Raw genomic sequence first — 22,337 nt, 5'->3', positions numbered from 1 at the left:
CATCCTCCGTTCAGTGCAGCGTCGCGAGATACGCGGCGAGATCGTCGGCGTCGCGCGGCGCGAGCGCGAACGACGGCATCAGCGTCTGCGGCTTGATCTGCTGCGCTTGCGCGAGCCAGCGCCGCAGGTTGTCGGGCGTGTTGTCCAGCGTGCCGGCCGCGAGCAGCCGGCGCGATCCGAGATGCGACAGGTCGGGGCCCGCGTCGCCAGCCGCGCCGCTGCCGCGTACCGTGTGGCACCCCGCGCAGCGCGCGTCGAACAGATGTCGGCCGCGCTGCTCGGCGCCGGCCGCCGGGGCAGGTGCCGGCTGCCGCTGCGCGGCGAGCCACGCGCGAAACGCATCGGGCGGCTCGGCCACGACCTCGAACGCCATGTGCGCGTGCTGCGCGCCGCAGTATTGCGAGCACTGTCCGCGATAGACGCCCGGCCGGTCGGCCTGCAGCCACTGGTGATTCGTCTGGCCCGGGATCGTCTGCGTCTTGCCGGCCAGTTGCGGGACCCAGAACGCATGGATCACGTCCGCACTCTTCAGTTCGACCGCGACGGGTTCGCCGACCGGGATGTGGATCTCGTTCGCGGTGACGAACGCGGCGCCGCCCGCGTCGTCCGGATAGCGCACGGCCCACCACCAGTCGCGCGCGGTGACGACGATCGTGAACGTGGGCGGACGCGGCGGCGCCGCGACCGCGCCGAGCACGCGCAGCATGTAGACCAGCGCACCGAACAGCAGGACGACCGAGATCGCGGAGCCGACCGTCACGATCGCCAGCCCGCTGCCGTGACCGCCGCCCGCCTGTGCGCGGCGGCGAAACATCGCGATCAGCAGCAGCACCGCGATCGTCGCGCAGACGAACGTGCACAGCGCGAGCAAGGCCCAGCCGAGCACGAGCACCGGGTCTGCAGCGGGGCCGGCAGCATGCGCGACGTACGCGAGCGGCAGCGGGCCGGCGGGTGACGCAGAAGCGCCGGCCGCACGCGCTGCCCGCGGCGCGACGATGCACGCGGCCGCGGCGATGCCGGCAATGCCGGCGATATCGGCGGTATCGGCAATACGGCACGCATTCATGAACGGCGGGACGAGCAAAGGCGACTCCTTGCCGGATCCGGCGGCGTGACGACAAACCGTTCGCGGCGGAGCAAGTTCCGTGCGCGGACGGCGCGTAGGCGAGGCGCCCGGCGTTGTGCACGCAACGTGCAGCGCGTTACAGCCGGCTTGTAAATCGGGCGACGGTTCATCATTCGGGGGCAGGGTGCCGCGGCTCGTGCGATATCCGGCACGCAGTTTGCTACGCCGATCGTGTTACGGCCGGCAACTCCGGGAATGTCTCGGCGGCGTGCCGGCCACCGCGAACGAAAGGAGGAATCGACCGTGAGGACCGTCGCGATCACGAGTGCGAGTGCCGGGGGCGGCCGGGCCGCCACTCACGCGTTCGCGCGACGCGCTGCCAAGGTCGCGCTGCCTGCCGGCGATCCGCGCGCGCTGCACGACGTCGCGTGCGAAGTGCGCGCGCATGGCGTCGAAGCGCTGCCGATCGCCGTCGACGTCGGCGACGCCGCCGCGCGCAAGCTGAACCGGTGAGCGCGATGCTAATCGAGGACTACGCGCTGATCGGCGACGGCCGCAGTGCCGCGCTCGTCGCGCTCGACGGCAGCATCGACTGGCTGTGCTGGCCGGACTTCGATTCGCCGCCATGCTTTGCCGCACTCGTCGGCACGCCGGACAACGGCCGCTTCCGCATCGGGCCGCGCGAGCCGGGAGCCCGCGCGACACGCCGCTACCTGCCCGGCAGCGCGGTGCTCGAAACGACGTTCGAGACGTCGTCTGGCTGCGTCGTCGTGATCGACTGGATGAACTGGGCGGCGCCCGACCCGTGCCTGATCCGCAGCGTGCGCGGCGAGCGCGGCACGGTCGAACTCGACGTCGATCTCGGCGTGCGCTTCGACTACGGCCACGCGTTGCCGTGGTGCCGGCGGCTCGGCCGGCGCTGGCGAATGATGACGGGCGGCGACGCGATGTGGCTCGATACCGACGCGCACCTCGACGTGCGGGACGACCGGCTCGTCGGCACGCAGCGGATCGCCGCGGGCGAGCGCGCGGATTTCTGCATCAGCTATGCGCGTTCATATGACCGGCCGCCGCCCTTGCCGGATGCGTACGCGTCGCTGCGCGACACGCTGGCGTCGTGGCGCGCCTGGTCGATGTGCAATACGGCGCAAGGCCCGTATCGCGACGCGATCGAGCGCGCGCTGATCACGGTGAAGCTGCTGTCGAGCGTGCGCACGGGCGGCATCGTCGCGGCGCCGACGAGCTCGCTGCCCGAATCCTTCGGCGGCATGCGCAACTGGGACTACCGGTACTGCTGGCTGCGCGACGCGAGCTTCACGCTGCGCGCGCTGGTGCGCTGCGGCTACCGCGACGAGGCGGCGCGCTGGCGCGACTGGCTGGTGCGCGCGATCGCCGATCATCCGGCGCAATTGCAGGTGCTGTACGCGGCCGACGGCGGCCGGCGGGCGGACGAATGGGAAGCCGCGCACCTGGCCGGTTACGAAGGCGCGCGGCCGGTGCGCTTCGGCAACGCGGCGGCCGAACAACTGCAGCTCGACGTGTACGGCGAAGTGCTGGCCGCGCTGTACCAGGCGCGCCGGCACGGGCTGCCGCCCGACGACGACGCATGGATGCTCGAGCGGCGACTGCTCGAGCATCTCGCGACGATCTGGCGCGAGCCGGACGAAGGGATCTGGGAAGTGCGCAGCGGCCGGCACCCGTTCACGTCGTCGAAGGTGATGGTATGGGCGGCCGTCGAAAGCGCGTGCCGCTCCGCGCACGCGTTCGATCATCACGCGCCGCTCGATGCGTGGCGGCGCTGGGCCGACACCGTGCATGCGGACGTCCTCGCGCGCGGCTACCACGCGAAACTCGGTCGCTTCGTCGACCGCTACGACGGTGACGGGCTCGACGTGAGCCTGCTGCTGATTCCGCTGACGGGGATGCTCGACGCGTCCGACCCGCGCGTCGCGGCGACGGTCGCCGCGATCGAGCGCGAGCTGGTCGAGGACGGCCTGCCGTTCCGTTATCGCCCGCCGCGCTTCGACGATGGTTGCGAGGGCAACGAGGGGGCGTTCGTCGCGGCCGGCTTCTGGCTGGTGCAGGTGTACCGGATGCAGGGACGCGACGCCGACGCGCACGCGCTGTTCGAGCGGCTGCTGCGCCTGCGCAACGACGTCGGTCTGCTGGCCGAGGAGTACGACGTGAAGGCGCGGCGCATGTGCGGGAATTTCCCGTTCGCGCTCGCGCAGGTCGGCCTGGTCAACGCGGCGCTCGCGCTGCAGGACGGCGGCGACGACGTCGACATCGGCTGACCCACCGCGCTGCGCCGCGCCGCGCGCGACGGGGCGGCACGACACGCGCACCGCGCCGTCCCGCCCGTGATGCGCTACGACCGGCTTGTCCCGCCCTTGCCACCGTGTTCGCCGTTGCCCGGCAGCACGGCCGACAGAACCTGCCGCGCGGTCTCGACGATCACGTTCGCCTCGCGTGCGTCGCCCTTCACCAGCGTTTGCGCGAAGTGCTTCGCCTGCTGCAGCGTCACGTGCGGCGGCAGCGGCGGCACTTCCGGATCGCTCTTGACCTCGAGCACGACCGGACGGTCGGACGCGAGCGCCTCGTCCCACGCGGCGCCGAGCTGCTCCGGGTCGTCGACGTAGATGCCCTTCAACCCGAGCAGCGTCGCGAAGCGGTAGTACGGCACATCCGGAATCTGCTGCGATGCGTCGAACTTCGGGTCGCCTTCCATCACGCGCTGCTCCCACGTGACCTGGTTCAGGTCCTCGTTGTTCAGCACCATGCAGATCCAGCGCGGATCGGGCCATTGCCGCCAGTACTTCGCGACGGTGATCAGCTCGGCCATGTTGTTCATCTGCATCGCGCCGTCGCCGACCATCGCGATCACGGGGCGCGCCGGGTGCGCGAACTTGGCGGCGATCGCATACGGCACGGCGGCGCCCATCGACGCGAGGCCGCCGGACAGCGAGCCCATCATCCCGCGCCGCATCATCAGGTCGCGCGCATACCAGTTTGCGCAGGAGCCCGAATCGCTCGTCAGGATCACGTCGCCGGGCAGCCGTGGCGACAGTTCGGTGAACGCGCGTTGCGGATTCACGCCGCGACCGGGGCTCGCCTGCGCGGCCGCGCGTGCCGCGAGCGTGTCGCGCCAGTCCGCATTCCATTTCGCGATCCGGTCGCGCCAGCCGGTGTCGTCCCGTTCCTTCAGCAGGGGCAGCAGCGCGCGCAACGTCTCGGCGCTGTCGCCGACGAGGTTGACCTCCATCGGGTAGCGCAGGCTCAGCATGTCGGCCTTCAGGTCGATCTGCACGCCGCGTGCCTCGCCTTCCTTCGGCAGGAATTCCGAATAAGGGAAACCGGAGCCCACGACGAGCAGCGTGTCGCATTCGCTCATCAGCTCGTAGCTCGGCCGGGTGCCGAGCAGCCCGATCGCGCCGGTCACCCACGGCAGGTCGTCGGGCAGCGCCGCCTTGCCGAGCAGCGCCTTCGCCGCGCCCGCGCCGAGGCGGTCGGCCACCGCGATCACCTCGTCGGTCGCACGCAGCGCGCCCGCGCCGACCAGCATCGCGACCCGCTTGCCGGCATTGAGCACGTCGGCCGCGCGCTGCAGGTCGTCGGGATAGGGCACCACCTTCGGCGGCGTGTAGCCGATCCCCGAATGCACGGTGCCGTGCGCGCGCTTCGGCGGCGCGTAGTCGAGCGTCTGGAGGTCGTTCGGCAGCACCAGCGCGGTGACCGTGCGCGCACCGAGCGCGATGCGCACCGCGCGGTCGACCAGGTGGCGCACCTGGCCCGGCACGACGGCAAGCTGGACGAATGCGCCCGCAACGTCCTTGAACAGCGCCGGCAGGTCGACTTCCTGCTGGTAGTGGCCGCCGAGCGCCGCGCGCGCCTGCTGGCCGACGATCGCGAGCACCGGCATGTGGTCGAGCCGCGCGTCGTACAGGCCGGTCACGAGGTGCGTCGCGCCGGGGCCCGAGGTCGCGACGCACACGCCGAGCTCGCCTGTAAATTTTGCATGCGCGGACGCCATGAAGGCGGCCATCTCCTCGTGGCGCGCCTGGATGAACGCGATCTTGCCCTCGGCCCGGCCGAGCGCGCCGAAGAAGCCGTTGATGCCGTCGCCCGGGTAGCCGTAGATGCGGCGCACGCCCCAGTCATACAGCCGTTCGACGATGAAATCCGCCACTGTCGCCATGCCGTTTCTCCTTGGTTCGGGATGAGCCGGTGCGCCGGGCGCGGGCGATCGCCGTGCGCGGCGTTGCCGGTGCGTCGCGCAATGCGCGTGCCGTGCGGGCGTGCCGGCTGCGTCGGGTACGGGCGTTGCAGGCAAGCGTTGCACGCGAAGAGCAGGCAACCGACCGTTCAATTCCCGAGGAGCCGTGACATGGATGCATTCACCCGCCGCCCGGTGCGCGCGGCCCGGCACTGCGCCGCCTGCGCACTGCTGGTCGCCGCCGCGGCAGCCGTATCGCCGGCCGGGGGCCAATTGCGCCCGCCCGACACCGTGACCGTTCCCGACACCTCGACCCAGGCGTACAAGCGCGCCGACCGCAGGATGATGGATGCGATGGAGGGCGCGCGTTATTCCGGCGACGCCGATCGCGATTTCGTGTCGCAGATGGCGCCGCATCACCAGGGTGCGATCGACATGGCACGGGTCGAGCTGAAGTACGGCAAGGACCCGACGCTGCGGCAGCTCGCGAGCCGCATCGTCGCCGCGCAGCGCGACGAGATCGTGTTGATGGAGCGCTGGCAGAAGATGCACGGCGCGACGCCGTGAGCGCCGGCCATCACGCGGTTGAGCGGGCGCGGTCGGTCGTGTCGCGGCGGGCCGCATCCGAGCAGGGGGCGGGGGCATGACCGACGGCGGATGCCGCATGCCCGCGGCCAGCACCCAGGCGGGTGATCCTGAAATTGCAACTAACGGTCAGTCGCATGCCCGCCCGCGGCACGGATACGCACGCGCGGCGGCAACGCACGTCGCCGGACGCTCGCGCATGAACCGGCTCGCAGGCCGCGGCCGGCTCGTGTACCGCGCCATTCGACGCGCGTCAACGACGCATGCCGCGGTTTTCGCGCCCGGCACCGTCCATGGCCGGCGGTGCTCGCCGGTCGCGGAATTTTCAAGCGCTTGTCATTTCGATCGCCCCGCCGCAGAGTAAGCCACGCGGCCCGGATGCCGCACCGGCGTGCGCGCAACGCCGCCGCGGCGGCGGCGTTGCGGCGAGGAACGGCACATGCTGCACGTGTCGGCGAAGCCCGGCTGTCCCGGGTATCGACCACGGTGCTCCCATGACTTCCAGAACACGCTCGAACAACCCGTTGTTGAATCTCGCGGTGGCCGTCGCGTGCGGCGCGGCGGCGATGTATTTCCTCGATCCGGCGTCGGGCCGGCGGCGGCGCGCGTACGTGCGCGACAAGGCCGCCGCGGGCCGCCACGGCGTGGTCGACTACGCGAATACGCAGGCGAAGCGCGCGGCCGACCATGCGCGCGGCGCGATCGCGGGGCTGCGCGCCGACTGGCTCGCCGGCGACGCGGACGACGCACTGGTCACCGAACGCGTGCGTGCCGCGCTGGGCCATCTGGTCGGGCGTCCGCGCGACGTCGACGTGACCGTCGAGCACGGGCACGTGCGCCTGAGCGGGCAGGTGGAAGAAGCGGAACGGCATGCCGTCGTCGACGGCGTGGCCGCGCTGCGCGGCGTGCAGACCGTCGAGGACGCGATGGGCGCACGCAGCGAATACAAGGCGCCGCCCGGCGGCCCGACGCACTGACGGCGACATCGGCTGCGCGCCGGCGGGCGCGGTGAACGAAGCACGACACGAATCCGGCGCACGCGTGGCGGCCGCAACGTCCGTCACGCCGCGCCTCATCCTGAGAACCGCTGATGACCGATCGTCCCTATCCCGCCACGACGCCCCCGGCACCGGAGCCCGACGCGCACCACGCGCTCGAAAGCCTGCTCGGCAGCCTCCACCGCCATGGCTTCCTGCGCTTCGCGAACGAGGTCGTCAGTGCGAATGCGCAGATGGCCGAGACTTTCGTCGGCGCGTTCGACAAGCCCGGCATGCAAAGCGGCATGCAGAACCTCGCGGCACTCGTGACGGCGCTGTCGCGGATTCCGCCGGAGCAGTTCGGCAAGGCCGTGTTCGCGGCAGCCGACGCGCTGCATCACATCGGCGCGTGGCAGCCGGCCGAGCACGAGCACGTCGCGCCCGGCGTGCGCGGCGCGTACCGGCTGTTGCACGACGAAGCGCTGTGGGATGCGCTGACGCCGCTGCTCGAAGGGTTGAAGGTGTTCGCGCAAGGCCTCGCGCGCGAGCCGGAGAATCCGGCGTCGTCCGCGCTCAGCGACAAGCCGGCGGACACGTGACGGCGGCGGGCGCACCGACCCGCGGCATGCAAGGGTTGTGCTGGCTCGCGATCGCTGCGCGTTCCGTCGTCGGCGGCGACAGCGGCATCGTGCCTAGCGGCACGCGCGCGAAAACAGCAGCGAATCGGCGTCGTTGAAGCGGATCCGCACCGGATCGGCATACCCGGCCTTCTGCGCGACGCGGATCGACGCGACGTTGGTCGGTGCGATCAGGCACACGCTGCGTTCGAACCGGTTCTGCGCATCGAGCCAGCCGAGCGCATGCACCAGCGCCTCGGTCGCATAGCCCTTGCCGTGCGCCCAGCTCGCGAGCGCCCAGCCGGCTTCCGGCACGCCGCGAATCGGCGGCTCGACCGCGCGGTGGAAGTCGGCGAAGCCGAGATCGCCGACATAGCGGCCCGTTGCCTTCTCGCGGATCGCCCAGTAGCCGTAGCCGAGCAGCGGCCACAGCCCGCGATACGCGAGCAGCCGCATCCACGAGTCGCGCGGCGCCGACGGCTTGCCGTTGAAGATGTGCTCGACGACGGTCGGCTCGGTCCACATCGCGGCGAGCGCGTCGAAGTCGCCGAGCGGATGGCCTTCGAGGATCAGGCGTGGCGTGTCGAGAACCGGCGGGGACGTGACGGGCGGCAGGGCGCGGGAGGTCATCGGGCGTTCCATGAGGAAAGGAAGGCGAAGGCGGCACGGTGCGCCGCGCTTGGGTCCCGTACGATACCGCGGAAACCGCGGCGCGGCCGCAAATCCCCGCCGGCAGCGGGGCATGCGAATCGCATCGCTGGGATAGCCGTCGCCCGACGGGGCCGGCACGGGATGGCGGCCGCGTGGCGGCAGCGCGCCCGTGCCGGCCGTTTCCTGTTTCCTACTTCCGGCTTTTCAGGAAGTTGCGGCCGTGCGCGGTGATCGATGCTCCGGAACGGCCATGCGCGGCATGGCTGACGAAGCCCGCGCCGACGAGTTCCTGCTCGACCGACCAGCCGAGCGCCGGCGCATCGCGGCCGTAGCGCACGTCGGCGAGGCGCTCGAGCGCCCAGAGCGCGGACGCGGACAGGTTGGGGGTATTGGACGTGACGTTGTCGTTCATCGCTTCCTCAGGGGACGGGTGATTCAGGGTGAACGGCACGAGGCCGTGGGATCGGGCGACGCGGCGCGCGGCGGCGTCAGCCCGCCTGCAGCAACGGCAGCAGCGCCTGGAGCGCGGCTTCCTCGTCGGGGCCGGTGGCAAGCATCTGCGCCGACGTGCCGCCATGCATCTGCAGCGCGGCGATGGCCGTTGCGTCCTTCGCGCTGCCGCTGAGCCCGTTGGCGAGCAGCAGGATCTCGCTTTGGAAGCGGTGCGCCGCCGCGACGATCGCGTCGCGGGACGCGGCCGCACGGCCGCGGTTCCATGCGGGGCCGATTTCAACGTAGACGACGGTTGCCACGTGCGGATCAGCCTCGGGGAAAATCGCCGGAACGGCGTGCAATGGCCGGCCGGCAACACGGCGGGAACGCGCGGCGCGCGGCTTCCCGACGGAGCGCCGCGCGCCGTGCATCGCGTGCCGGTGCGGCATTCATCTCGAACATGTCGACATCCTCAGCGAAACCGCCATCAAGTCCGGCGAATGATCGAAAGCTGACGATTATAATACGACAACTGGATTATGTGTATTGCATTATAATGTCGTGTGCGCGTTGCGCTGCCCTGCCGATCCGTGGATCGCAGCGGTGCGCGCGCGGTCCGGGCCACGTGCTTGCGTGCCCGGTATTTTTTTTCGATTGACCTGAACCCCCACCGAATGGAAGCTGCAATGAACGCCGCCCCCGCCTGCCCGCAATGCGCGATGGAAAACACCTACCCGGACGGCACGCTTTACGTGTGCGCGGACTGCGGCCATGAATGGTCGGCCGGCGCCGGCGCCGAAGCGGGCGACGAACCGGCGGGCGACGTCGTCAAGGACGCGAACGGCAACGTGCTGTCGGACGGCGATTCCGTCGTGCTGATCAAGGATTTGCGCGTGAAGGGCTCGTCGATCACGCTGAAGATGGGCACCAAGGTGAAGAGCATCCGTCTCGTCGGCGGCGATCACGAAGTCGATTGCAAGACCGACATGGGCGGCTTCATGCTGAAGGCCTGCTACCTGAAGAAGGTATGACCGCACGCGGCGCGACCGACGCTCCGATCAACCGGGCCTGCCGAGCATGAGCGAGGATCGAGCGTCCTATGACGCATTCCTGCAGTTCCTGGCGATGCCGTTGAACGACGGCCGGCCGTTCGTGCTCGAGACGAAGCACGCGGTGTCGCTGCACTTCGACCACTTCGGCACGCAGAGCTTCATGTCGCTGCAGGATCCGGTCAGGCTCGAACTCGGTTATACGCGCGTGATGATGGGTTTCCTGCTGCTGCAGCCGGTGCCGGCGCGCATCTGCATGATCGGGCTCGGCGGCGGATCGCTCGCGAAATACTGCTATCGGCACCTGCCCGACACGGCGATCGACGCGGTCGAGATCAACCCGGACGTGATCGCGCTGCGCGAGGTGTTCCGGATTCCGCAGGACGACGCGCGCTTCGCGGTGGTCTGCGCGGACGGCGCCGACTACGTGGCAAGGCCCGAGGTCCGGGCGGACGTGATCCTGCACGACGCGTTCGTTGCCGACGGCATGCCGGGCAGTTGCACGGGCGTGGCCTTTCTCGACGCGTGCCGTGCGCGGCTGAGCGAAACGGGCGTGCTCGCGATCAACTTCATGGACGACGATCCGGCGTTGCCGCGGCATCTCGAGCAACTGCGCGCGGTGTTCGACGATTCGTATGCGCTGGTGCCGTGCGGCGACGACAACAACTTCATCGCGTTCGCGTGGAAGAACGGCAACCCGTTGCCGTCGCTGCGGATCCTGCTCGAACGCGCGCTCGGGTTCGGTTCGGCCGGCGCGCTCAAGCTGTCGTCCACCGCCCGGCGCATGAAGGCCGGGGAGGGCATCGATCCCGCGCGGCTCGTGTGGCGCGCGCGTGAACATGCACGGTGGGAGATCTGCGCGTGACGGCGCCGGGTTCGGCCGGGCTTACTTCACCCGCTTGCCGAGCGTGCTCTTCGTCTTGTACGTGACGCCGTGTTTGTCGAGATACTCGCGGATCAACTGACGCACGACTTGCGACGGCGTGAGATCCTGCTCCGCGCAGAGCAGGTCGAACGCTTCTTTCTTCGCGGGGTCGATCAGGACGGTCAGGCGGGCGGTTTTCGTTTCCATCGTGAGGCGGGCGCGGTCGATATGTTAATCAAATTATAATCCATCCGTTTTCGCTGCTCTGTCCGAATGCGCGATTGTGGTGTGCGCACGAACTCGCGACGCCGGCATTCGCGCGCTGAGAACGGATCGTCGATCGCGCGGCAAACATGATAACCGGATTATCATGCCCTGTTGGCCGTATGGGGCTTTAAGTACAATGTCGGACGTGGCTGCCGGCAGCCGGGCTGCCCAAGCGGCGCCGGCGTTTGCGCGATGGGCGCCGGCCGCTTCCGTTTCCATGCGGCCCGTGCGGGCCGTCACCGCGGCGCTGCCTGGCCGTTGCTTCGCCATTACTACACGCCACTCCGCTACACGCCACTCCGATATCCGCCTCATGACCCCGATCAAGTTCGTTCTCCGCTATACGGCGATTCCGTTTGCAGCCATCGTGGCCGTCGTGGTGTGGGCCGTCGTGCCGTCGTCGAAAGAGATCGACGCGCGGCAATATGCCGCGCTGTCGCGCGGATACGCGAGCTTTCCGCTACCGTTTCGGCATGAGATATCGGAAGCGATGGAGCAGGGCCGGATCAGCGACCGCCATTACCAGACGCTCGTGCGCGATTCGCTGGGTAATGGCGTGGCGCTGGACTGGCCGGCGTCGGGCGTCGCCGACGTCGCTGCCGAGCGGCAAAGGCTGGCCGAACTGCTGAAGACCGATTCGGGTCTGGAGGAACACAAACAATGAAGATTGCGCTGGTTTCGGCGGCTTTCGTGATGATTATCGGAAGCCTGGTTTTCGCGTTGTATTTCATGAATCACGACCGCGGCGGAAGCAAGCGGATGGCGTGGTCGCTGGCGGCGCGCGTCGGGTTGTCGATCACGCTGTTCCTGTCGCTGCTGATCGCATACCGGCTCGGGTGGATCGAACCGACGGGGCTGCCGATCGGGCGGTGATGGGCGGCATTCGGTCGCGCGTCGACCGGCGCGCCGGGCGCCGGTGATCTGGATCGCCGATCCGATACGGGAGAAGGGAGAACCGGCCGATCGACCCGGGCGACCCGATCGCACCGGGCCTGCCGATCTTCACGCCGTAGCGATCGGGCATGCGCGCGACCTGGCCGGTGCGTTGCCGTGGCGAGCTCGCGCATTCGTGGCGGCGAACCGTCAACCCACGACCAGATGAACGACGATCAGCAGCAGCGCAATGAATGCGCCAAGCGCAACGAACGCGGCAATGACTACCGCGAACGGGTTGAGTTGCGTGGCATCCGCTTCGAGATTCTTTCGTTTGTTGACGCCGAGAAACGCCAGGAAGACCGCGCGGAACGCACGCACGATCTGGTCTTTACCTTTTTCAGTCATACAGTTTTCCTTCGCCTCAATAAAAGTTGCAGGGATACCGATACCGCGCGTCGCGACGCGCGTGAGCATCGCGTTTCCGTTTGCACGCGGATCGTTCGGTGGCTGTGCGCCGGGGCCGGCTTGCGTTCGAACGAGACGACGTCATGGATCCGGATATCCACCCCTCATCGGCCGCCTGAAGGATTGCCGCGGGCATCCGCTTCAGGCTCCGCGTGATCGGCAGGCGGTCAGGATGCCGCGCAGCAAATCGACCGGAGGGGGCGGGCATCCGGGGATGGTCACGTCGACGGGCAGGACCGACGAAACGGGGCCGCACACCGCATAGCTGTCGGCAAAGATGCCGCCCGTGCATGCGCACTCGCCGGCCGCGACGACGAGTTTCGGCGCCGGCGTGGCGTCGTACGCGGCAAGCACGGCGGCCTTCATGTTCAGCGTGACGGGGCCGGTCACGAGCAGCAGATCCGCATGGCGCGGGCTGGCGACGAATTTGATCCCGAGCCCTTCGATGTTGTAGTACGGGTTGTTCAGCGCGTGGATCTCCAGCTCGCAACCATTGCACGAACCCGCGTCGATCTGCCGGATGCACAAGGCGCGGCCGAGGAGGTCGAGTATGTCCTGACGAATCTGCTGCGCCTCGTGTCGCCACGCGGCTTCGGTGGCCGGCACGGGTTCGTCGGGAAAGTCGGTGCGCGCGAATTGACGGATGAGTTGCCACATCAGAGATCGTGCCCCGCGTAGTTCAGGTTGAACGACTTGTTGATCAGCGGGAAATCGGGAACGATGTTGCCGATGATCGCGTGCTCGAGCGCCGGCCAGTTCTGCCAGGACGGATCGTGGCAATGGCAGCGCGCGATGGCATCGCCCGATGCCGTCTCGAGCGCGACGAACACGTCGCCGCGCCAGCCCTCCACCCAGCCGATGCCCGCGGATGGCGCCGCCGCGGGCATGACGGCGGCGGCGATCGGCCCCTCCGGAAGATTCGCGAGCAGGTCGGTCATCAGGCGCAGCGATTCGTCGATTTCGGCAAACCGCACGGCGACCCGCGCCGCAACGTCGCCGCGCGCATCGCTGGCCGCCTGGACGGCCAGGTCGTGGTACGGGGCCGGCCGCAGGTTCGCGCGCACGTCGAAGGTCTGGCCGCTGGCGCGGGCGGCCATGCCGCGCACGCCGAAATGCGCGACGACGTCGGCATTCAGGCGGCCGGTGCCGAGAAACCGGTCCTGCAGCCCGGACTGGTCCTCGTAGATCTTGCGCATCACGTGCACGTCGCGTGCAATGCGTTCGCACTGTTCGGTGAGGATCGCCGCGTCTTCCGGATCGATGTCGACGGCCAGCCCGCCCGGCACGATCCGGTCCATCAGGTAGCGATGCCCGATGACGCCGCCGTTGGTCCGGATCCAGTTCTCCTTGAGCCGCGAGAACTGCGCGAGACCGAACGCGAATCCGGCATCGTTGCCGAGCGCGCCGAGGTCGCCGAGGTGATTGGCGATGCGCTCGCGCTCGAGCAGGAGGGCGCGCAGCACCAGCGCACGCGCCGGCACGGCTGTGCCGCATGCCTGTTCGAGCGCCATGCAATATGCCCACGAGAACGCGACGGTCGAATCGCCGGCGATCCGGCCCGCAACGCGATGGCCGTTCGATGCGGCCGTCCGTTCGAACAGCCGTTCGACGCCGCGATGTACATAGCCGAGCCGTTCCTCGAGCCGCAGCACCTTCTCGCCGACGACGGAAAACCGGAAATGGCCCGGCTCGATGATGCCGGCGTGAATCGGCCCGACCGCGATTTCGTGCACGCCGTCGCCGGCAACCTGCACGAACGGATAATCCGCTTCGTTCGATTCGAATCGCTCGATGCCGGTTGCCTGCTTCTGCAGCGGAAAGTAGTCGTCGGGCCAGTTGCCGTGATTGAGCCACGGGCGCGTGTCGCGCGCATAGCGCGCGCGCAGGCCGGTCAGGTCGAAAATGGCGCGCTGCATCCGCGTCGCGGCGGGAAACACGCCCGCGAGATCGGGATAGTCGCCGTCGGCCCGCGGTTCGTGCCCTGTCGCGAGACGCACCCACAGGACGCCGTCGTCGCATTCGTACGCCGCATTGACCGAAAATGCGCGCGCGCGCGTTTCGCCGCCCCACATCGCGACGAGCCGGCTTTGCTCCCTCCGCGCGGCATGCGCGATGTCGAGCCAGCGCGGTTCGTCCACGTCAACCACGGCAGCCGGAACCTGGCCTGCCGCGTGCCGCAGGCGCGTCGAGCCGTCCGCCTGAATCAAGTCGAGTCGCATCGTTCACCCTGCCAGCATCGTCGCCGCCTGGCGGTACCACATGGCCAGGTAAGGCGGCACGTACAGGCCCAGCATCAGGCCGAGTCCCAGATGCACGAACACCGGCAGCAGCGCCGGCCGGTGTTCGAGCGGCGTCGCCGTCGTCGTTTCGCCGAACACCATCCGCTGCACGCGCGCGAAGATCGCCGCGAACGCGACGGCGAGCCCGAGCAGCAGCAACGGCGCGGTCCACGGGAGCGTGTTCATGGCCGTCGTCAGGATCAGGAATTCGCTCGCGAACACACCGAACGGCGGCAGGCCGAGAATCGCAAGCGTGCCGAGCATCATGGCCCAGCCGACCGTCGGGCTGACCTGCAGCAGCCCGCGAATGCCGTCGATCGCCTGCGTGCCGGCCTTCTGCGCGGCATGGCCGACCGCGAAGAAGATCGCCGACTTGACGAGGGAATGGACCGTCATGTGCAGCAGCCCGGCGAACGTCGCGATCGGGCCGCCGAGCCCGAATGCGAACGTCATCAAGCCCATATGCTCGATCGACGAGTACGAGAACAGGCGCTTCACGTCCTTCTGCCGGAACAGCGAGAACGACGCGATCAGGACCGACACGAGCCCGAACCCGACCAGCAGCCGCCCCGGCAGGCCATTGCCGAGCGCGCCGTCGGCCAGGACCTTGCAGCGCAGCACCGCGTACAGCGCAACGTTCAGCAGCAGGCCGGACAGCACCGCCGAAATCGGCGTCGGACCTTCGGCGTGCGCGTCCGGCAGCCAGCTGTGCATCGGCACGAGGCCGACCTTGGTCCCGTAGCCGACCAGCAGGAACACGAAGGCGATCGACACGATCGTCGGGTCGAGCTGCGTGCGGACGGCGGCCAGGCTCGTCCACAGCAGCGCGTCGCCGTCGGTCAGCTGCCGGCTCGCGGCGAGGTACAGCAGGATCGTGCCGAACAGCGCCTGGGCGATGCCCACGCCGCACAGGATGAAGTACTTCCATGCGGCTTCGAGGCTGGCGGCGGTTCGGTAGACGCTGACGAGCAATACGGTGGCGAGCGTGGCGGCTTCCATGGCGACCCACAGCACGCCGACGTTGTCGGTCAGCAGCGCGAGCAGCATCGCGAACATGAAGAGCTGATACATGCTGTGATAGAGCCGCATCCGTGCGGCCGTCATCCGGCCGCGGGCTTCCTCGATCTGCATGTAGGGCCGGGAAAACAGCGACGTCGTCCAGCCGACGAACGCCGTGAGCGCAACGAGATAGACATTCAGCGGATCGACGAAAAACGCGCGTCCGAATGCGAACGACGGGCCGTGCTCGACGGTGCGCGCGGCCAGCACCAGCGTCGCCGCGAAGGTCAGGAAGCTGAAGCCGACGTTCAGCTGGCGCGCGACCCGGCTCGGCCGCACGCAGGCGAGGCACGCGGCGCCCGCGAGCGGCAGCCCGAGCACGGCGAGCACGACGTGGGCGTCATTCATCTTTGAGTTTCTCGAGGTGATGGATGTCCAGGCTGTCGAACTGCTCGCGAATCTGGAACATGAAGACGCCCAGAATCAGGATGCCGATCAGCACGTCGAGCCCGATGCCGAGCTCGACGATCATCGGCATGCCGTTGGTCGCGGCCGCCGCCGCGAAGAACAGCCCGTTTTCCATCGACAGGAAGCCGATCACCTGTGGAATGGCCTTGGCGCGCGTGATCATCGCCATGAACGACAGCAGCACGCACGCGAGCGCAATGCCGAGCGTGCCGCGCGCGACCGAGGTCGCGAGCTGGCTGATCGGCGCGGCGACGTTGAACGCGACGATCACGAGGACGATGCCGATCAGCAGCGTGGTCGGGATGTTGATGAGCGGTTCGACGTCGGTCTTGACGTCGAGCCTGCGCACGAGCCGATACAGGAACCACGGAATCACGCCGACCTTCAGCACGAGCGTCAGCCCGGCGGACACATACAGGTGCACGTCGGCCGTGACGAAGCCGAGGATCAGGTTCGCCGACACGAGCGCGACGCCCTGCAGCGTATAGAGATGGATCAGGGACAGGATCCGGCGCTGGCTCAGCATCGCGAACGACAGCATCAGCAGCACGGCCGCGAGGAAGTTGATCAGTTGTGTCGCGTAGGCGTGCATTCATGCCCCCAGCAGCAGGTGGACGAGCATGCCGATCACGGCCAGCAGGAAGGCCGTGGCCAGGAATTCCGGTACCCGGAAGATGCGCATCTTCGCGTTGGCCGTTTCGACCACGGCGAGCGCGACACCGCCTGCCGTCAGCTTGATGAAGAGCACCGGCACCGCCAGCAGCAGCGCGACCGGATCGCCCGCATTCGCGATGCCCCAGGGCACGAACAACGCGAGACCGATGCACGAATACGCGAACAGCTTGAGGCTTGCCGCCCATTCCATCAACGCAAGGTGCCGCCCCGAATATTCGAGGATCAGCGCCTCGTGGATCATCGTGAGCTCGAGGTGGGTGGTCGGATTGTCGACCGGCAGCCGCGCATTTTCGGCCAGCGCGACCAGCGTGAACGCGATGCCGGCGAACGCCAGGCTCGGATAGATCGTGAGCTCGCCGCGGCCGAGCGTCGCGACGATGCTCGTCAGCAGCGTCGACTGCGTAATCAGCGAGGCCGACAGGAGCACCATCAGCAATGCCGGCTCCGCGAGGAAGCCGATCAGCATTTCGCGGCGCGCGCCGAGCGTGCCGAACGCCGTGCCGACGTCCATCGCCGCGAGCGACAGCGCGACGCGCGCGAGCGCGAACAGGCCGACGAGCGCGATCGCATCGGCGGCGGGCGACAGCGGCAACTCGGTCGACAGGGTCGGCACGATTGCGCACGCGAGCGTCATGGCGGCCCAGACGACATAGGGCGCGCCGCGGAACACGGGGCTCGCGCCGTGCGCGATGACCGATTCCTTGTTGAACAGCTTGTGGAGCATCCGGTACGGCTGCCAGATGGACGGCGCGCGCCGGTTCTGAAGCCAGGCGCGGCATTGGTTGACCCACCCCGTGAGCAATGGCGCGGCCGCGATCGCTATCACGATTTCGAGAGTCTGCGAGATGACGCCGGACAGGGTTACCATCGTCTCACCAACATCAGCAGCACGATCAGCACGACGAAACTGTAGGTCAGGTAAACCGCGATCTTGCCCGTCTGCAGGCGGCCTGCCCAGTCGGCGGCGCGTTGCGTGAGCGCCGCGATGCGCGCGTAGAGCGCGGACCAGGTGCGATCGGTCACCGACACCCGGTAGGCCGGCTGGGTGTCGAACGGCGACGGCAATTGCCGCTCGATGTGCAGCAGCGGTGCGAAGATTTCGCGGATCGGCTGCCCGAATCCTTCCGCCGTATCCTGCATGCGCGCGGTCGTGAACGGGAAGCCGCAGCCCCAGGGGGCCGCGCGGCGCAGCCGGCCGTGATAGAAACGCCGCACCAGCACCCACGCGAGCCCGCAGCAGGCGATGAAGAACAGCATGAACGCCGCCGGCATGTAGCTCGCGCGAGCGGCCGACACGGGCGCGAACAGCAGCCAGCCATGATTGTCCGCGCCGACGCCGGCGCCGACCAGCGTGTGCGTGACGCGATCCAGCAGCTTGACGAACTGGGCGGGCATCAGCCCGAGCAGCACGCTGGCGGCCGCGAACCAGCAGAACGCGAGCCGTTCCCACGCGTTCGCGTCGCGGGCGCGGTTCAGCTTCGCTTCTCTCGGCTGCCCGAGGAACACGATGCCGAAGAACTTGACCATCGTGTAGCCGGCCAGCGCGGCCGACATGGCGATCAGCGCGGCGGCGATCGGCACCGTCATCGCGAGCACCGAATCCGGCAACCGCGGCGCGAACAGAAAGCCCTGCAACAGCAGCCACTCGGCCACGAAACCGCTTAGCGGCGGCAGGCCCGCGCTGGCCGCGACGCCCGCGAGGACGGCCCACGCGGTCCACGGCATGAAGCGGATCAGTCCGCCGAGCCTGCCGAGGTTGCGCTCGCCGGTGGCGTGGAGCACGGCGCCCGTGCCCAGGAACAGCAGGCTCTTGAACGCCGCATGCGCAACGATCTGGTAGAGCATCGCGGTCAGCGCGAGCGCCGACAGGCTCGTCATCCCGTACGCGCGGAACAGCACCGCGAGACCCAGCGCGACGAGCATCAGGCCGACGTTGTCGATCGACGAATAGGCGAGCAGGCGCTTCATGTCGACCTGGATGGTGCTGAACACCACGCCGAGCAGCGCGGTGCCGAGCCCCAGCATGAGCAGCAGCACGCCCCACCACGCAATCTGCACGTGCAACAGGTCGAACAGCACGCGCAGCAGGCCGTACAGGCCGACTTTCAGCACGAATCCGCTGAGGAGCGCAGAGACCGGCGACGGCGCCGCGGGGTGCGCCTCCGGCAGCCACACATGCAGCGGGAAGATCCCCGCCTTTGCGCCGAACCCGACGAGCGCGAACAGGAAGGCGAACGACGCGGGCAGGGCATCCAGCGACTGCGCGCGCAGGTTGGCGAAGGTGTAGTCGCCGGTGCGCGCCTGCAGAATGCCGAAGCAGAGCAGCAGCGCCAGCGCGCCGACGTGCGAGATCAGGAAATACAGGTAACCGGCCCGGCGGATCTCGCCGATCCGGTGGTTGGTCATGACGAGAAACGTCGCGGACAGCGTCAGCGTCTCCCAGGCGACCATGAATACATAGGCGTCGTCGGCGATCAACACCAGCGCGATGCTTGCGACGCAGACGTGGTATTCGAAGCAGATCAGCCCGGGCGCGGATCCTTCGCCCTTGCGGAAATATCCGGCTGAAAAGGCGCCGATCCCCGTGCCGACGAGGCCGAGCACGAACAGGAAATAGCCGGACAGGCGATCGAGACGCAGATGAAAGGGCAGGCCGGGAAGCCCGATCGGCAGCACCGCGGCAGACGGCTCGGCAAGGATGCCGGCGAGGCCCGCCGCGCCGACGAGCAGCCCGACCAGCGCGCCGAGCGGAAAGAGGCCGTGGGCAACCAGTCGCGTGCGGCGCAGCGCCCCGAGCCCCAGCGTGCCGACCGCGAGCCACGCGGCCACGGCCAGCAGGACGAAATGGACGACCGGCACGGGTGCCATCCGGAATGTCTCCAGTACGCTCGGGTTGGACGAGGTGATGGAAAGACCGCTTCTTCCGCAGCCTGTTCCTGCCCGCATTATGACACCGAAAGACGAATCAGGATAACAAGGTATGATAATGCCGTTATCATGAAAGTCTCATGACTCCCTGGCTGGAACGGGCGACCGTGGCGGTGTGCCGCGGCGCGCCGGGTTCCGCTCGGGGCGTCGTTGTCTCCCGATCCGGGCGAATGAGGGAAGATCCTATGCCAGCGCAGTACTTCCGAAGCCTGACGGGAAAACACCGCAGCGCGGCCGCGAACCGCCAGCTCGGTTTTTCGCTTGCCTTCGTCGCCGGCGCAACCAATGCCGGCGGTTTCCTCGCGGTCAAGCAATACACGTCGCACATGAGCGGGATCGTGTCGGCGATCGCGGATCAGACCGCGCTCGGCGACATCCGGCTCGTGCTGGCCGGGGTGGGTTCGCTCGCGTCGTTTCTGGTGGGTGCCGGCTGCTCGGCCGTGCTCGTCAACTGGGGGCGGCGCCGCGGGCTGCAGAGTCAGTATGTGCTGCCGCTGCTGGTCGAAGCGGCGCTGCTGCTCCTGTTCGGGCTGCTCGGCAGCCATCTCGCGCTGTGGGAAGCGTTCTTCATGCCGGTCACGGTGATCCTGCTGTGCTTCATCATGGGGCTGCAAAACGCGATGATCACCAAGCTGTCGGGGGCGGAAATCCGCACGACGCACATGACGGGCATCGTGACGGACCTCGGCATCGAACTCGGCAAGCTCTTTTACTGGAATCGTTCGAGTGCCGACGTGCACGCGCAGACGGTGATCGCGAACCGCGCGAAGCTCAGGATTCACGCGACGATGCTGGCGTCGTTCTTCGTCGGGGGGCTGGCCGGCGCAATCGGCTTCAAGCATGTCGGCTACGTGTCGACCGTGCCGCTGGCCGCGGCACTCGTCACGCTGGCGATCGTGCCCGTCGTCGACGACGTGCTCGACTATCTCTATCGGCTTGACCGCCGGTCGTGAGCCTGCACAAGGTGAAACGAAACCCGACTGCGCGTTGCCGGCGGCGGATCCTGCTTGGGGCGCTTTCGCCGAGCGTGGGCCACACGCGCGTGCCGAATGCTTTCGGGCGCGGTACGCAAGGGCCGATGCATTATAATTAAATTAGCATATCGCCGACTCTGCCCTGCAATGGAAACGAAAACCGCACGCTTGACCATCCTGATCGATCCCGCCAAGAAAGAGGCGTTCGACATGCTCTGCGCGGAGCAGGACCTGACGCCGTCGCAAGTCGTGCGGCAGTTGATTCGCGAGTATCTCGAACAACACGGCGTGAGCTACAAGACGAAAAGCGCGCTCGGCAAACGGGTGAAGCGAAGCGCGGACTGAGTTCGCGAGCCGCCTGGACGTCGATTTCCCGGTGCGCATGCCGTGCGCATGCCAGGGTCCGTATGGGCATCCTTCCGCGTCACGTACTTCGTGCCATCCGCACGGGCCATCTTGAACCGGGCATCGTCTGCAGGAATCCTGAATACATCGCGTAGCGCAATCGCGTCGATGGTCACGCCGGGCAGATTCCGATAACCGCGCTCCATGCCCGATCGATCCGGGTAGATATGTTGTCGGTGGGGAGCGCGTGCAGCGAACTGCAACGACAAGCGGGTTCGCCGTAGGTAAGCGCGCGGCGTCACGCTTCCCGGCGAAGGCACGCCGCGAGCACGAAGCTGCCCGCGTCGGTCTTGCCGTCGATCTCGTGATCGCCGCCGACGATCCGGATGCTTTTTACCTTGGCGCCCATTCTCAGCGTGATCGATGAACCCTTCACGCGCGGATCCTTGATCGGCGCGACCGCGCCCCCCGTCCGACAGCACATTGCCGTTCGCGTCCTTGACGACTCGCCTGGCCGATTCGTCAGCGGATTCGATGCCGGCGCCCGCCGACCATTCATGACCTCAGTCCGCGCACAGATGCAGTGTGCCGTTTGGGCAGGTGTTTTCCATTGCGCATTGCGGGCAGGCGGGGGCACCGTTCGCGGCTTCCATCGGACGGATTCGAACCGGTCGGCGGCAAAAGCGGGCGGATACCTGCCTCGCCGGAACGGGCGCCGTGCCGTCGGCTCGCAGGCGGGCCGACCTCGGGGTGGGCGCACACAACATTATAATGAAATACACATTCTATGAATGCTGTCTTATAATCCAGTCTTGCCGCCGATCGCCGGAATTGAGGGCGGATTCGCGGAGGTAGCCGACATGTTCGATCTGGATGGGATGCTGCTGTTGCCCGATCGGCGGCCCATATCCCTGCCGGAGGTCGCCGGGAGCCGGGGGCTTGTCGTGGTGGGCGTCGGGCGCGGCGGCGAGCGCGGCTTCCAGATGGTCCACCGCTTCCATGATGTGGGCGAGCGGCTCGCGGCCGCCGGTATTCATCTGGCGTTCGTCTATCCGCGGGAATCGGCTCGGCATGTGATGGATCCCATCTCGGTGGCCAGTGCGCGCTTGCGGCACCATCCGCGCCTGCTGCTCGATGCGGATGGCTGCTGTTTCGCGCAGGGCGTGCCGCCTCGAGTGCTCCGTGTCGTGTATCTGAGCGGCGCAATGCAGCGTCTCGTCGGTTTCGAAATCGACATGCGCGACGCGGGATGGGAAACCGAGTTCCAGGCGTTCCTGATGGCCTGCCGGATCGGCCCGTCCCACTGAATGCCGGCATCCCTCTCACGCCACACGCGAGGAACATGGCAACCGTCGTTTATTTCGAAGCAGGTCCCGCCTGGAGCCGGAACGGTGCGACCGCCGTGCGCGATGCGCTCGTGGTCACGGCGCGCCGTTTCGACAGCGACATCCTGCTGATCGCCAATGGGCGGCGCGGGAATGCCAAGGACGGCATGGCCATGTCATCGCTGCAGGTGCGTCGCGGCGCATCCGCGCAAGTCCTTGCAAGCGGTCCGGACGAAGAGGCGGCGCTTCGTGCGCTCCTGCCCTTGCTTCAAGAGGGCTGA

26 protein-coding genes and 1 pseudogene are annotated in these 22,337 nt (G+C 68.1%); 13 read left to right on the top strand and 14 right to left on the bottom strand.

Going from position 1 to position 22,337, the window contains the following annotated elements; genetic code table 11:
- Window positions 1-10 precede the first annotated feature (10 nt).
- Complete coding sequence (gene coxB, locus DIE12_RS04280; protein ID WP_409364196.1) at window positions 11-1,084, bottom strand: cytochrome c oxidase subunit II; 1,074 nt, start codon at window positions 1,082-1,084, stop codon at window positions 11-13.
- A gap of 285 nt (window positions 1,085-1,369) precedes the next feature.
- Between coxB and DIE12_RS04275 the strand changes: the two genes are divergently transcribed.
- On the top strand, window positions 1,370-1,579 hold the full coding sequence (locus tag DIE12_RS04275; RefSeq protein ID WP_260427856.1) for an SDR family NAD(P)-dependent oxidoreductase: 210 nt from the start codon (window positions 1,370-1,372) through the stop codon (window positions 1,577-1,579).
- A gap of 5 nt (window positions 1,580-1,584) precedes the next feature.
- The gene (locus tag DIE12_RS04270; RefSeq protein ID WP_124519717.1) at window positions 1,585-3,360 is read left to right on the top strand and encodes a glycoside hydrolase family 15 protein; all 1,776 of its coding nucleotides are present in this window, start codon (window positions 1,585-1,587) and stop codon (window positions 3,358-3,360) included.
- 74 nt (window positions 3,361-3,434) lie between these two features.
- Here the strand turns inward: DIE12_RS04270 and DIE12_RS04265 are convergent, their stop codons facing one another.
- On the bottom strand, window positions 3,435-5,261 hold the full coding sequence (locus DIE12_RS04265) for a thiamine pyrophosphate-requiring protein (protein ID WP_124519718.1): 1,827 nt from the start codon (window positions 5,259-5,261) through the stop codon (window positions 3,435-3,437).
- 189 nt (window positions 5,262-5,450) lie between these two features.
- Between DIE12_RS04265 and DIE12_RS04260 the strand changes: the two genes are divergently transcribed.
- The 3 genes from DIE12_RS04260 to DIE12_RS04250 all read left to right on the top strand — a co-directional run bounded on the left by DIE12_RS04260 (window position 5,451) and on the right by DIE12_RS04250 (window position 7,440).
- Window positions 5,451-5,846, top strand: a complete 396-nt coding sequence (locus tag DIE12_RS04260) for a DUF305 domain-containing protein (RefSeq protein ID WP_124519719.1) — start codon at window positions 5,451-5,453, stop codon at window positions 5,844-5,846.
- 512 nt (window positions 5,847-6,358) lie between these two features.
- A complete protein-coding gene (locus DIE12_RS04255; protein WP_044843441.1) occupies window positions 6,359-6,841 on the top strand; it encodes a BON domain-containing protein in 483 nt (160 codons plus the stop codon).
- Window positions 6,842-6,954: 113 nt separating this feature from the next.
- A complete protein-coding gene (locus DIE12_RS04250) occupies window positions 6,955-7,440 on the top strand; it encodes a DUF1641 domain-containing protein (protein WP_124485837.1) in 486 nt (161 codons plus the stop codon).
- Between the two features lie 93 nt (window positions 7,441-7,533).
- Here DIE12_RS04250 and DIE12_RS04245 read toward each other — a convergent pair whose 3' ends face one another.
- From DIE12_RS04245 to DIE12_RS04235, 3 genes are all read right to left on the bottom strand, one after another.
- Complete coding sequence (locus tag DIE12_RS04245; protein ID WP_260427855.1) at window positions 7,534-8,088, bottom strand: GNAT family N-acetyltransferase; 555 nt, start codon at window positions 8,086-8,088, stop codon at window positions 7,534-7,536.
- 211 nt (window positions 8,089-8,299) lie between these two features.
- The gene (locus DIE12_RS04240) at window positions 8,300-8,521 is read right to left on the bottom strand and encodes a hypothetical protein (RefSeq protein WP_044843444.1); all 222 of its coding nucleotides are present in this window, start codon (window positions 8,519-8,521) and stop codon (window positions 8,300-8,302) included.
- 76 nt (window positions 8,522-8,597) lie between these two features.
- Window positions 8,598-8,861, bottom strand: a complete 264-nt coding sequence (locus DIE12_RS04235) for an HPr family phosphocarrier protein (protein WP_044843495.1) — start codon at window positions 8,859-8,861, stop codon at window positions 8,598-8,600.
- Between the two features lie 366 nt (window positions 8,862-9,227).
- Here DIE12_RS04235 and DIE12_RS04230 point away from each other — a divergent pair, with 366 nt between their 5' ends.
- Complete coding sequence (locus DIE12_RS04230; protein ID WP_044843445.1) at window positions 9,228-9,572, top strand: zinc ribbon domain-containing protein YjdM; 345 nt, start codon at window positions 9,228-9,230, stop codon at window positions 9,570-9,572.
- Between the two features lie 46 nt (window positions 9,573-9,618).
- Complete coding sequence (locus tag DIE12_RS04225; protein ID WP_124485840.1) at window positions 9,619-10,455, top strand: spermidine synthase; 837 nt, start codon at window positions 9,619-9,621, stop codon at window positions 10,453-10,455.
- Window positions 10,456-10,476: 21 nt separating this feature from the next.
- On the opposite strand, the gene DIE12_RS04220 is transcribed toward DIE12_RS04225, so the two are convergent.
- The gene (locus DIE12_RS04220) at window positions 10,477-10,662 is read right to left on the bottom strand and encodes a ribbon-helix-helix protein, CopG family (RefSeq protein ID WP_044843447.1); all 186 of its coding nucleotides are present in this window, start codon (window positions 10,660-10,662) and stop codon (window positions 10,477-10,479) included.
- Window positions 10,663-11,035: 373 nt separating this feature from the next.
- On the opposite strand from DIE12_RS04220, the gene DIE12_RS04215 reads away from it, so the two are divergent.
- Together DIE12_RS04215 and DIE12_RS04210 are read left to right on the top strand one after the other, a co-directional pair.
- Entirely contained in the window at window positions 11,036-11,386 is a 351-nt protein-coding gene (locus tag DIE12_RS04215) for a hypothetical protein (RefSeq protein WP_044843448.1), read from the top strand.
- Entirely contained in the window at window positions 11,383-11,595 is a 213-nt protein-coding gene (locus DIE12_RS04210) for a DUF2909 domain-containing protein (protein ID WP_044843449.1), read from the top strand. Before DIE12_RS04215 ends, DIE12_RS04210 begins: the two co-directional genes overlap by 4 nt.
- 210 nt (window positions 11,596-11,805) lie before the next feature.
- On the opposite strand, the gene DIE12_RS04205 is transcribed toward DIE12_RS04210, so the two are convergent.
- From DIE12_RS04205 to hyfB, 7 genes are all read right to left on the bottom strand, one after another.
- Window positions 11,806-12,003: a DUF2970 domain-containing protein gene (locus tag DIE12_RS04205; RefSeq protein ID WP_044843450.1), complete on the bottom strand. Its 198-nt coding sequence runs from the start codon at window positions 12,001-12,003 to the stop codon at window positions 11,806-11,808.
- A 201-nt stretch (window positions 12,004-12,204) separates the two neighbouring features.
- A complete protein-coding gene (locus tag DIE12_RS04200; protein ID WP_044843451.1) occupies window positions 12,205-12,720 on the bottom strand; it encodes an NADH-quinone oxidoreductase subunit B family protein in 516 nt (171 codons plus the stop codon).
- Window positions 12,720-14,282, bottom strand: a complete 1,563-nt coding sequence (locus DIE12_RS04195; RefSeq protein ID WP_124519721.1) for an NADH-quinone oxidoreductase subunit C — start codon at window positions 14,280-14,282, stop codon at window positions 12,720-12,722. Before DIE12_RS04195 ends, DIE12_RS04200 begins: the two co-directional genes overlap by 1 nt.
- Before the next feature lie 3 nt (window positions 14,283-14,285).
- The gene (locus DIE12_RS04190; protein WP_124519722.1) at window positions 14,286-15,749 is read right to left on the bottom strand and encodes a hydrogenase 4 subunit F; all 1,464 of its coding nucleotides are present in this window, start codon (window positions 15,747-15,749) and stop codon (window positions 14,286-14,288) included.
- Window positions 15,742-16,401 (bottom strand): formate hydrogenlyase, encoded by a 660-nt coding sequence (locus DIE12_RS04185; RefSeq protein WP_044843454.1) that lies wholly within the window; start codon window positions 16,399-16,401, stop codon window positions 15,742-15,744. The genes DIE12_RS04190 and DIE12_RS04185 overlap by 8 nt, the downstream gene beginning before the upstream one ends.
- Entirely contained in the window at window positions 16,402-17,352 is a 951-nt protein-coding gene (locus DIE12_RS04180) for a respiratory chain complex I subunit 1 family protein (RefSeq protein ID WP_044843455.1), read from the bottom strand.
- Window positions 17,346-19,352: a hydrogenase 4 subunit B gene (hyfB, locus tag DIE12_RS04175; protein ID WP_124519723.1), complete on the bottom strand. Its 2,007-nt coding sequence runs from the start codon at window positions 19,350-19,352 to the stop codon at window positions 17,346-17,348. Before hyfB ends, DIE12_RS04180 begins: the two co-directional genes overlap by 7 nt.
- Before the next feature lie 245 nt (window positions 19,353-19,597).
- On the opposite strand from hyfB, the gene DIE12_RS04170 reads away from it, so the two are divergent.
- Window positions 19,598-20,365, top strand: coding sequence for a YoaK family protein (locus DIE12_RS04170; RefSeq protein WP_044843457.1), 768 nt, complete (start codon window positions 19,598-19,600; stop codon window positions 20,363-20,365).
- Between the two features lie 168 nt (window positions 20,366-20,533).
- On the top strand, window positions 20,534-20,731 hold the full coding sequence (locus DIE12_RS04165) for a ribbon-helix-helix protein, CopG family (RefSeq protein WP_044843458.1): 198 nt from the start codon (window positions 20,534-20,536) through the stop codon (window positions 20,729-20,731).
- A gap of 298 nt (window positions 20,732-21,029) precedes the next feature.
- Here DIE12_RS04165 and DIE12_RS04155 read toward each other — a convergent pair.
- Window positions 21,030-21,384: pseudogene (locus DIE12_RS04155) on the bottom strand (zinc ribbon domain-containing protein YjdM).
- Between the two features lie 207 nt (window positions 21,385-21,591).
- On the opposite strand from DIE12_RS04155, the gene DIE12_RS04150 reads away from it, so the two are divergent.
- Together DIE12_RS04150 and DIE12_RS04145 are read left to right on the top strand one after the other, a co-directional pair.
- Complete coding sequence (locus DIE12_RS04150; protein WP_124519724.1) at window positions 21,592-22,038, top strand: hypothetical protein; 447 nt, start codon at window positions 21,592-21,594, stop codon at window positions 22,036-22,038.
- Between the two features lie 35 nt (window positions 22,039-22,073).
- Entirely contained in the window at window positions 22,074-22,337 is a 264-nt protein-coding gene (locus tag DIE12_RS04145) for an HPr family phosphocarrier protein (protein ID WP_044843459.1), read from the top strand.

Origin of the sequence: Burkholderia sp. Bp9015 (assembly GCF_003853505.1) — a bacterium.
Lineage (GTDB): Bacteria > Pseudomonadota > Gammaproteobacteria > Burkholderiales > Burkholderiaceae > Burkholderia.
The sequence above is the reverse complement of the archived record's forward strand: the minus strand, read 5'-3'. Positions and strand labels throughout refer to the sequence as shown.